The 8,956-nt window shown below is 45.0% G+C and carries 9 protein-coding genes; 5 read left to right on the top strand and 4 right to left on the bottom strand.

All coding sequences use genetic code 11. The features are described from left to right. Positions 1–69 precede the first annotated feature (69 nt). The 4 genes from FFM73_RS02720 to FFM73_RS02705 are packed head-to-tail and all read right to left on the bottom strand — an operon-like array spanning position 70 to position 3,342. On the bottom strand, positions 70–735 hold the full coding sequence (locus tag FFM73_RS02720) for a PhnE/PtxC family ABC transporter permease (protein WP_137630248.1): 666 nt from the start codon (positions 733–735) through the stop codon (positions 70–72). Next, complete coding sequence (locus FFM73_RS02715; RefSeq protein ID WP_137630247.1) at positions 732–1,532, bottom strand: ABC transporter permease subunit; 801 nt, start codon at positions 1,530–1,532, stop codon at positions 732–734. Before FFM73_RS02715 ends, FFM73_RS02720 begins: the two co-directional genes overlap by 4 nt. Continuing rightward, positions 1,522–2,292, bottom strand: a complete 771-nt coding sequence (phnC, locus tag FFM73_RS02710; protein ID WP_137630246.1) for a phosphonate ABC transporter ATP-binding protein — start codon at positions 2,290–2,292, stop codon at positions 1,522–1,524. Before phnC ends, FFM73_RS02715 begins: the two co-directional genes overlap by 11 nt. Before the next feature lie 24 nt (positions 2,293–2,316). Beyond that, positions 2,317–3,342 carry a phosphate/phosphite/phosphonate ABC transporter substrate-binding protein gene (locus tag FFM73_RS02705; RefSeq protein ID WP_137630245.1) on the bottom strand — a complete coding sequence of 342 codons (1,026 nt, stop codon included), beginning with the start codon at positions 3,340–3,342 and terminating at the stop codon, positions 2,317–2,319. A 222-nt stretch (positions 3,343–3,564) separates the two neighbouring features. Between FFM73_RS02705 and FFM73_RS02700 the strand changes: the two genes are divergently transcribed. The 5 genes from FFM73_RS02700 (at position 3,565) to FFM73_RS02680 (ending at position 8,943) form a co-directional block, all read left to right on the top strand. After that, a complete protein-coding gene (locus FFM73_RS02700; protein ID WP_137630244.1) occupies positions 3,565–4,902 on the top strand; it encodes a dihydrolipoyl dehydrogenase family protein in 1,338 nt (445 codons plus the stop codon). A gap of 90 nt (positions 4,903–4,992) precedes the next feature. Further along, positions 4,993–5,577, top strand: coding sequence for a uracil-DNA glycosylase family protein (locus FFM73_RS02695; protein WP_137630243.1), 585 nt, complete (start codon positions 4,993–4,995; stop codon positions 5,575–5,577). 135 nt (positions 5,578–5,712) lie between these two features. Further along, positions 5,713–6,375 carry an HAD hydrolase-like protein gene (locus tag FFM73_RS02690; RefSeq protein ID WP_137630242.1) on the top strand — a complete coding sequence of 221 codons (663 nt, stop codon included), beginning with the start codon at positions 5,713–5,715 and terminating at the stop codon, positions 6,373–6,375. 104 nt (positions 6,376–6,479) lie between these two features. Continuing rightward, the gene (locus FFM73_RS02685) at positions 6,480–7,424 is read left to right on the top strand and encodes an ABC transporter ATP-binding protein (RefSeq protein WP_137630241.1); all 945 of its coding nucleotides are present in this window, start codon (positions 6,480–6,482) and stop codon (positions 7,422–7,424) included. Further along, positions 7,417–8,943 (top strand): ABC transporter permease/substrate-binding protein, encoded by a 1,527-nt coding sequence (locus FFM73_RS02680; protein ID WP_137630254.1) that lies wholly within the window; start codon positions 7,417–7,419, stop codon positions 8,941–8,943. The genes FFM73_RS02685 and FFM73_RS02680 overlap by 8 nt, the downstream gene beginning before the upstream one ends. Positions 8,944–8,956: the final 13 nt, after the last annotated feature.

Below are 8,956 nucleotides of genomic sequence, written 5' to 3'. Positions count from 1 at the left end.
TCCAGTGCTGTGTGTTTGGATCTAGGCATACAAAAATCCCTCCATAGTCATCAAATGAATTATTGTATTTCATCTGACAACCATAAAGGGATTATCGCAACTAGAGACGAGGTAGGGGATGATTGCTTGACGAATAATCGTCCCCTTTTTAAGCCCCATGGCCTGCATTGTGTCGATGATGTCAGGTGAAAGTTCATCCATGCTGTCGGCGTAGACTTTAGTGAGGTAGGCAACACTGTGGAAGGTGATACCAACCACTGCGGCGTCAGCACCTAATCCGAAGACCACACTATAGATCAGTACCCAGAGAACGGTTGGAATCGCACGGATGACGGCCATCAGGCTTTGAATACCGAGGACTAAAGACGTGGGTGCCAATCGTCTCGTACTGGCTAGAGCGAAGAAAAAAGCCAATACTGAGCCAAGTAGCGTGGTTAAAAAGGCTAATAAAATACTTTGACCTAATGCACCTAAGAGGGTGGAAAAGGTGGTGTTGGTAAGTCGCGGTTGCAGGAACATGATTTTAATGTTTTCGGCAAAACTTACGAGAGCTGCACCTAATTTAAAGTGGCTTGGAATCATCGTTGGTAACGTGATGAGTGTGATATAGGTCAGTACAAGCAGTGTCAGCATAATGGTTATTCGGCGTCGATCCCGAAAGCGGAGGGGAATTGTCAGCCTCGGACCTGCTGGTATTTGAGTGGGCAATGAAATTTGATTCTCAGGTTTGATCATGATAATAACCTCCCAATCAGATTGGAAATCAGCTCAACCGTGACGACTAAAATAATGACTGACAAAACGACTAGACCGGCAGCCCCGTATCTAAGGCTTTTAAAGTAGAGGTTAAAAATAAAGCCAATACCAGTTCCTGTCAGCAAACCCACTAAAGTTGCATCACGAACGTTATTTTCAATCATATAAAGGATCCAGGACATGAGTGCCACGGCGATTTCCGGTAATAATCCTTGAAAGATAACCTGAAGGTAAGTGGCACCGGTAGCCTGTAATGCCTGAATCTTTTCGGTGCCAAAATCCTCAATGGTTTCCATAAAGGCCCGCGTCAGAAAACCCAGAGTCATGAAAAAGAGTGCGAGGAACCCAGTTAGGTCGTTTTGCTTGAACGAGAAGAGTAGGATCATCGCCCATGCAACGATTGGAATGTTTCGAAGCAGGGATGAAAATCCACGAATGACCCAACTGACAGTAATGGCTGCGGTCAGTGTTTTGGCACCGATAATCGCTAGAAATAAGGCACCGATAGCGGCACAAGTAGTCGCTGCTACGGCTACTAAAAAGGTTCGGAAGAGTTGCTGGCTGATTTCTTGCCAATAACCTTGTGAAGCTTCATTGGGAATGAAATTTTGAATCAACCAAGCAATACCATCCTGAATATTTAATAACGAATGGGTCTGAAATCCCAGTCCAAAAGATGCACCGGCATAGGCTAGTCCGAGAATGACTAATATGAGTGACAGCCGGAAACGTTTTTTATTGAAGAAATGGTTTACTTGCTGAAGGTTAGAATTCATGGACTAAACTCCCTTCAGAATGGGCATCCTTTCGGTATATTCCGGTAACTGCAGTATCGGAAAGGGCTGGCGTACGATCATCGAAAACGACCTGGCCGTTGTTAATACCAATCACATGATCGGCATATTTGCGTGCAATATCGACTTGGTGGAGGTTGATCAAAACGGAGATACCCTCATTAACAGCAAGGTCTTTCAAAATATCCATGACGGTAATGGTTGATTTAGGATCTAGTGAAGCAATCGGTTCATCACACAAAATAATTTTGGGATGTTGCATGAGTGCCCGGGCAATCCCAACCCGCTGTTTTTGACCGCCACTGAGATTCCGGCATTGCTGATAGGCAAATTCTTCGAGGCCAACTTTTTGAAGCAGTTTTAAAGCTTCTTCTTTTTCGCGGGTATTGTAAATCGAGAAAATGCCAGCGAAATTTGACTTGGTCCCTAAGCACCCATGCAGAACGTTTTCAATGGCTGTTAGCGGTTCAATGAGGTTATAACTCTGAAAAATCATCCCGATATGACTGCGGGCACGACGCAATTGTGCTCGATTTAACTGACGCATATCGACCTGATCAAATAGGATTTCACCTTCATCGTCACGAATAAGTTGGTTGATACTGCGCAAAATGGTTGTTTTACCGGCACCAGAAGGCCCGATAATGACGGTTACTTCACCGGGCTGAACGCTAAAAGAAACATCCGTCAGCGACATTTTTTCGCCATCGTAGCTCTTAGCTAGATGATTCACGGTTAGCATATGGAGGACCTCCTTTGTCAGTAATTACTCACCTAATACTTTATGAGTGGGTGCGTACCATTTATCGGAAATGGCAATGAACTGAGTATCACCATTCTTAGGCAGCAAACTGTGCACTTTGGAATTGGCTGGTGCGAAGAACTTTTTATCTTTAGTGATTCGCGATGAGGTTAGCGCTGCGATAATCTTCTTGGTATCTGATTTGCTAACTGTCTTTGTATTCACCGCAATCGGTTCATTTTGGACTGGATAAGCTGCCAAAGCGATGCTTTCCTTACCGCGAACGTGATTAAACGGTGCCGGTGCATTGGCATTGATCTTAAAGTCAGCCCCTGCTTTGGTTGAATCGTTGGTAAACTTACCGTATGATACCAGATCCATATCATCGAAAGCCGCTACATCAGCGTCTCCCTTAAGTAGGTTGACGGCTGAACCTTGGTGCGAGCCGCCAAACAGGACCTTAGAGAAGAATTTATTGCTTTGTTGAAGATCATCCTTATTTTTGAGTTTAAAGCTGGTTTGGATGGCTCCCGCTGGAATGGCAAAGCCAGATGTTGAGGTGTTTGAAACGAACGACATCTTCTGACCTTTGATTTTTTCCAGGCTAAATTTACCATTCACTTTGTACTGGTTGGCCTTATCTTTCGGGACCATAATGTAACTGTGGTACTGTGCGTCTTTTAATGTGCCGGACTTACCAGAGTAGGTTAAAATTGGTTCAACTGAAGCGTTTTGCTTATGTGCTTGAATGTAACTGTCTGGCCCCATTAGTGCGATCTGGGCCTTTCCAGATGAGATTGCTTGAATGGCTACGTTATAGTCAGTAGTGGTCTTAACGGTAACCTTTTTTCCGGTTGCTTTGTGAATCTCGTTAGCTAGTGCTGTTCTAGCAGGACCAGCTTCTTTAGCTGAGTCGCCAGGTAGGAAAACGACTGTGAGATCTTTAGCTTTTTGATGACCGCCTGATGTATTCGAAGAACTACAGCCTGCAGCTGCAAGTGAAAGGCCGATGATCCCCGCGGTAAATAAACTTGATTTTAAAATATTCATGTGAATAACCCCTATCTAGTTTGATAGGGTTAATAGTAACGGGTGATTGTAAATACAACATAAATCCTTCGTAAATGTTTATAGATAACGTGTAAATATTTGGTAAATAAGACTAGCAATGGTATTAGAAAAAGCTATGGAAAGGCGTAATTTTGGTGTCATAGTCCAGTTTGTAGTATGTTGGAAGGGAAAAGTAGTTAGTTGTAAACAGGAGGGATGAATATGGCATTTGATTACGATACGATTGTGATTGGTGGCGGACCAGGCGGATTAGCCGTTGCATATGGTTTAAATGATAGTCAAAGTGTTTTAGTGATCGAGGGCAACCTATGGGGTGGCACGTGCCCTAACTTCGGCTGTGACCCGAAAAAAATGCTTTATGGGGTCGTTGAAGCTCGGCGACAGGCTATCCGCTATCAGGAGAGCGGTTTGCCGGTAGAGCCCAAAATCGACTGGTCGGCAATGATGGCGTTTAAGCATAGTTATACGGATAAAGTGCCGACTGGGACTGCGGCTGGTTTAAAAAGTGCGGGAATCAATCAGCTTCACGGCACCGCTTCATTTGTAGATAAACACACCTTACGAGTGGGAGATCAACAGGTCACGGGTAAGCAAATTGTCATTGCAACTGGTGCTAGGCCTAATATTCCTGATATTCCTGGTAAAGCAGCCTTTAAAACGAGTACTGATTTTTTGAACTTGGCGCATTTACCAAAGAAAGTTGGTTTCGTGGGTGCCGGCTACGTGGCTATTGAACTGGCAAACATTGCGGTGGAAGCGGGTGCTGAAGTCCATATTTTTCAGCATAATGATCGGCTGCTGCGTAATTTTCCGCGAGCCTATACTGAACGCTTAAAAAAGCTTTTGGCAGATAAGGGCATCCAGTTTCATCTGAATACAAACGTGACAGAACTCAATGCGGTTGGTAATGATCAGATCAAAGTTATCACCGATCATGCGGCCCCCATCACGCTGAACGCTATTTTTGCGGCGGCTGGACGGCGACCAAATCTAGATCAGCTAAATCTGACCGGTATCGGCGTTGACATTGAACCGCAAGGCGTTAAAGTTGATGATCATTTAAGAACCAATGTGTCATCGATCTATGCGATTGGTGATGCAATTGCTAAATCGGTACCTAAGTTGACGCCAGTTTCTGGTATTGAAGGGCGTTACGTGGCAGGACTGCTCACTGGTGAAAATAGTGGACCGATTCATTATCCAGCAATTCCGCATACCGTGTTTGCAGGACCAGAACTTGCTCAAGTTGGGATGACACTGGAAACAGCTGAACGGGAAACGGAACAATATGTGATTCATGATCAGCCTGTGGGGACTTGGTATACGTACCACCGGCTGCAGGATAAAGATGCCCACGTGACGACGATCGTTGATAAAGCCACTGGCAAATTAGTTGGGGCTGTCGTTTTAGCGGTCAACGCTGAAGAGCTGATTAACGATTTCTCTGAGTTGATCACCCATCAAACGTCAGCTGAAAAGGCCACTGACTGGACGCCAGTTTATCCCAGTGTTACCAGTGATTTAGGCTATTTTTATTAATTGAATAAACGACTAAGATCCCTCGTGTGCACCTGCATACGAGGGGTTTAGCGTGTTAAAATAAATCATTAGAATTTAGGAAGTGGCAAAATGAATAAAGCAGCAGATATTTACCAGCAAATTATGGCTGATCCGCAAAACGCGACCTTTACGCAACAGGGGATTGAGCCGTTGTATCACGTGGAACCAGAAGCACGGATCCTGATTATCAGTCAGGCACCCAGCCGTAAGGGTCAAGAATCGATGACGTACTGGGATGATCCCAGTGGTGACCGGTTGCGCGCATGGATGGGTATGAGTCGTGAAGAATTCTATCATTCTGGGGAATTAGGGGTGGTGCCCTTGGACTTTTATTTCCCGGGAAAAGGTAAGCAGGGTGATCTACCGCCACGAAAGGGTTTCGCCGAAAAATGGCACAAACCAGTTCTTGAATTGATGCCAAAGGTTTCGTTGACGCTGTTGATCGGTGCCTATGCGCAAAAGTATTATCTGCAAAAGCGCCGGCAAAAGACGCTGACGGAAACGGTGGCCCATTATCAGGATTATTTACCAGAATATTTCCCCATCGTTCATCCTTCACCACTAAATTACGGCTGGATGCACCAGCACCCTTGGTTTGAGGAATCAGTGGTACCGGAATTACAGGCGGATATTAGACGGTTACTGGCTGAATAAGCAGACTGTGGGTAATGTGCAGCCAGTTAACGGTCTATTTATTAATAAAAAGTAAGTATTTTTGATTAATGGCTTGAAGATTCACCAAATTTACGGTACTGTATACGCCAGGATTACTAGAAATGGAGTAAGAGTATGGATGAGCAGGTATTCTTTGATTTTGATGGTACCATTGTTGATTCTGAACGCGGAATCGTTTCAGCCGTTAAAAAAATGGTCACGGAGATGCAGTTGCCACGGTTAACGGATGCTCAGTATCGGTTATTTATTGGACCAACATTAACGGTTAGTCTGAAACGGTTTTTCCCAACTCTGTCCCAAGAGCAGGTGACCGCTGCCGTTAAACAATACCAAGCAGAATATGATACTAAGGGGTTGTTTCAGTTAGATGTTTATCCTGGGATTGAAGCGGCACTGACAACGTTGAAGTCTACTGGCTACCAGTTGAACGTGGCTTCGGCTAAACCAGAATGGGTGCTGCGCCGAATCATTGATAAATTTCAGTTAAACACGTATTTTAATGGGATTTATGGCGCTGCTTCAGACGAACGGGTTCGCTCCAGTAAAACGGCGATATTGGCTTACGGCATTGAAAAAAGCGGTGCTTCACGAGATCACAGTGTGATGGTTGGCGACCGCTATACCGATATGGCTGGCGGTAATGCAAACCAAGTGAAAACTTTGGGTGTGACGTATGGTTTTGGCGATGCAGCAGAGCTCAGAGCTTCCAATGCAACGGCACTGGTTGCCTCTCCAGCAGAGTTACCGGCTGGTGTGACAAAATTATTGAGATCTTAAAGTTAAAGAGCGCTTTAAAAATGGCGACTCTTTTTTAGTCAAATTAAGTAGTATCAAGTGGTAGTTAATGCGTAAAACGAGAAAGTAAAATCGAGGTAATTCTAGTGATTGAACTGCTTAACGTTAACAAGGAGTATCAAGATCAGCACGCCCTGGATCATTTAAGTCTCACCATTAATGACGGTGAGCTCTTTGTGCTGGTCGGACCTTCCGGTAGTGGAAAAACCACGCTGTTAAAAACGATCAATCGGTTGGTCGTCCCAACGTCTGGACAGGTTAAAATTGATGGCAAAGATGTGGCAACTGTTAATTTACAGCAGTTACGCCGGCGGATTGGCTATGTTTTGCAGACTGGGGCTTTATTTCCCAATATGACTGTGGCTGAAAATGCCAGCGTGCAACTGGATAACTTAAAGTGGCCAGCAGAGAAGAAGCACAAAAGAATTGCTGAACTCATGACGGAAGTTGGTCTGGACCCAGACCATTTTCTGAGCCGGATGCCCAGCGAGCTTTCCGGTGGAGAGGCACAGCGGGTCGGCATTGTGCGGGCCTTAGCTGCGAAACCTAGTTTAGTTTTAATGGATGAATCATTCAGTGCCTTAGACCCAGTTTCACGAAGACAGCTGCAGCAAATTGTCATTAACCTTCATCGGGATCTAGACAGTACCATTGTGTTTGTGACTCATGATATGCACGAAGCTTTGCGGCTAGCAGACAGGATCGCTGTCGTGTACAATGGCAAGCTGCAGCAGGTAGGCACGCCCACTGAGATCCTGACAGAACCGGCGAACGCTTTTGTTAGCAACTTCTTTGCGGATGAACAGCAGGCGAACCAGTTATTGGGACAAGTCTTGGCGGCTGGTTTTGGTCGACCGGCCAAGGCTCACGAACCAGGGACAAAGATGGTCAAGGGGCAAAGTATCTTCGAATGGGCAACTGCGCTTCAAGAGTCGCAGATCGATCAAGTTATCGTGGGTGACACAGTCTTGAGTGATCACGATTTAATTGATTATTTAGCTTCACTGGAAACGGAAGGTGACCATCATTAATCAATTGATCAGTTATATTAATAAGAACCATAGTGATCTGTTACAAGCTTTGTGGCAGCATATTTCGATTTCTCTGATTGCCATGCTGATCACAATTTTGATTGCCATACCGTTAGCCATCGTCCTGATCAATCATCGCCGTATTGGTGAATTTTTCTTACAAGTTACTGGGGTGATTCAAACGATTCCCAGTCTAGCGGTCTTAGGGATTCTCATTCCGTTCGTTGGGATTGGGACGGTTCCTGCAATTATTGCTTTAGTACTGTATGCAATCATGCCGGTTTTTCAAAATACCTATGCCGGGCTCACCAATATTGATCCCGTTTTGTTAGAGGCTGCGGATGCGCTTGGTGTCACGCCACAATTTAAACTGTTTAAAGTTGAATTACCGTTAGCTATGCCGATGATCTTATCGGGGATTCGAATCGCCACCGTGCTCGTTATTGGGACCGCGACGTTAGCTGCCTTGATTGGCGGTGGCGGTTTGGGGACCTATATTCTGTTGGGTATCCAAACCAATAACAACACTGCGCTACTGGTGGGTGCGATTCTCTCAGCTATTTTGGCATTATTAGCTAATTGGCTGATTGCGGCGTTATCAAAAGTACCTTTAAAGCGGCTAGGAATCGGTGTTTTAGCGTTGGTTATCATCGGTTTTGGCGGCACCGTTGGCCGTAACCTATTGAAGCCGCAGACTGAAACTGTGACGATTGCTGGTAAATTAGGCGGTGAACCTGAAGTCCTGATCAATATGTATAAGGATTTGATTGAACAAAATGATACCAAGGTTAAAGTGACGCTAAAGCCTAACTTTGGTGGCACTAGCTTCCTGTTTAAGGGACTTCAAAGTAATAAGATCGATATTTATCCTGAGTTTACGGGAACCATTTTACAGACGTTGGTCAAGGGTAACCATACTGTTAATCATGATCCGCAGATTGCTTATCAAGACGCCCGTCACGATGTCAAACAGCAGTTCAACATGACTTACTTGAAACCGATGGCTTATCAGAATAACTATGCGGTGGCCGTTCGCAGGGAGACCGCAACGCGTTATCATTTACGCACGATTTCTGATTTAGCACGGGTTTCTAATCAGCTCTCCGGAGCGTTTGATCCGGACTTTTACCAGCAAAGCAATGGTTATCCAGGGTTGACTAAGGCTTATGGGCTGCGCTTGAAATCAGCCAAAACTATGGAACCGTCATTGCGCTATGAAGCGCTGGCTGATAAACGGGTGGACGTAACGGATGGGTATACAACTGATCCGCAGATCAAGGAATATCACTTAGTTGTGCTCAAAGATAATCAGCACTTTTTCCCAACGTATCAGGGAGCGCCTTTGATGAAAGCTAGCTTTGCCAAGCAGCATCCGGCAATCGTTAAACAGCTCGACCGATTAAGCGGTAAAATTTCAATTAGTGATATGCAGAGTATGAACTATCAGGTGACCGTTAAGCACCGTAAAGCTTCAGTGATTGCGCGGCAATATTTAACAGCGCATCATTATTTGAAGTAAACTAAAGCACCAA

It is taken from the genome of Secundilactobacillus hailunensis (genome assembly GCF_005405185.1).
Classification (GTDB): Bacteria; Bacillota; Bacilli; order Lactobacillales; family Lactobacillaceae; genus Secundilactobacillus; species Secundilactobacillus hailunensis.
Note: the sequence above shows the minus strand (reverse complement) of the source record. Positions and strands in the feature narration are given on the sequence as shown.

Coding starts and splice junctions, on each gene's coding strand:
- FFM73_RS02720 (WP_137630248.1), bottom strand. CDS start 735: ATGATCAAACCTGAGAATCAAATTTCATTGCCCACTCAAATACCAGCA.
- FFM73_RS02700 (WP_137630244.1), top strand. CDS start 3,565: ATGGCATTTGATTACGATACGATTGTGATTGGTGGCGGACCAGGCGGA.
- FFM73_RS02695 (WP_137630243.1), top strand. CDS start 4,993: ATGAATAAAGCAGCAGATATTTACCAGCAAATTATGGCTGATCCGCAA.
- phnC (WP_137630246.1), bottom strand. CDS start 2,292: ATGCTAACCGTGAATCATCTAGCTAAGAGCTACGATGGCGAAAAAATG.
- FFM73_RS02715 (WP_137630247.1), bottom strand. CDS start 1,532: ATGAATTCTAACCTTCAGCAAGTAAACCATTTCTTCAATAAAAAACGT.
- FFM73_RS02705 (WP_137630245.1), bottom strand. CDS start 3,342: ATGAATATTTTAAAATCAAGTTTATTTACCGCGGGGATCATCGGCCTT.
- FFM73_RS02690 (WP_137630242.1), top strand. CDS start 5,713: ATGGATGAGCAGGTATTCTTTGATTTTGATGGTACCATTGTTGATTCT.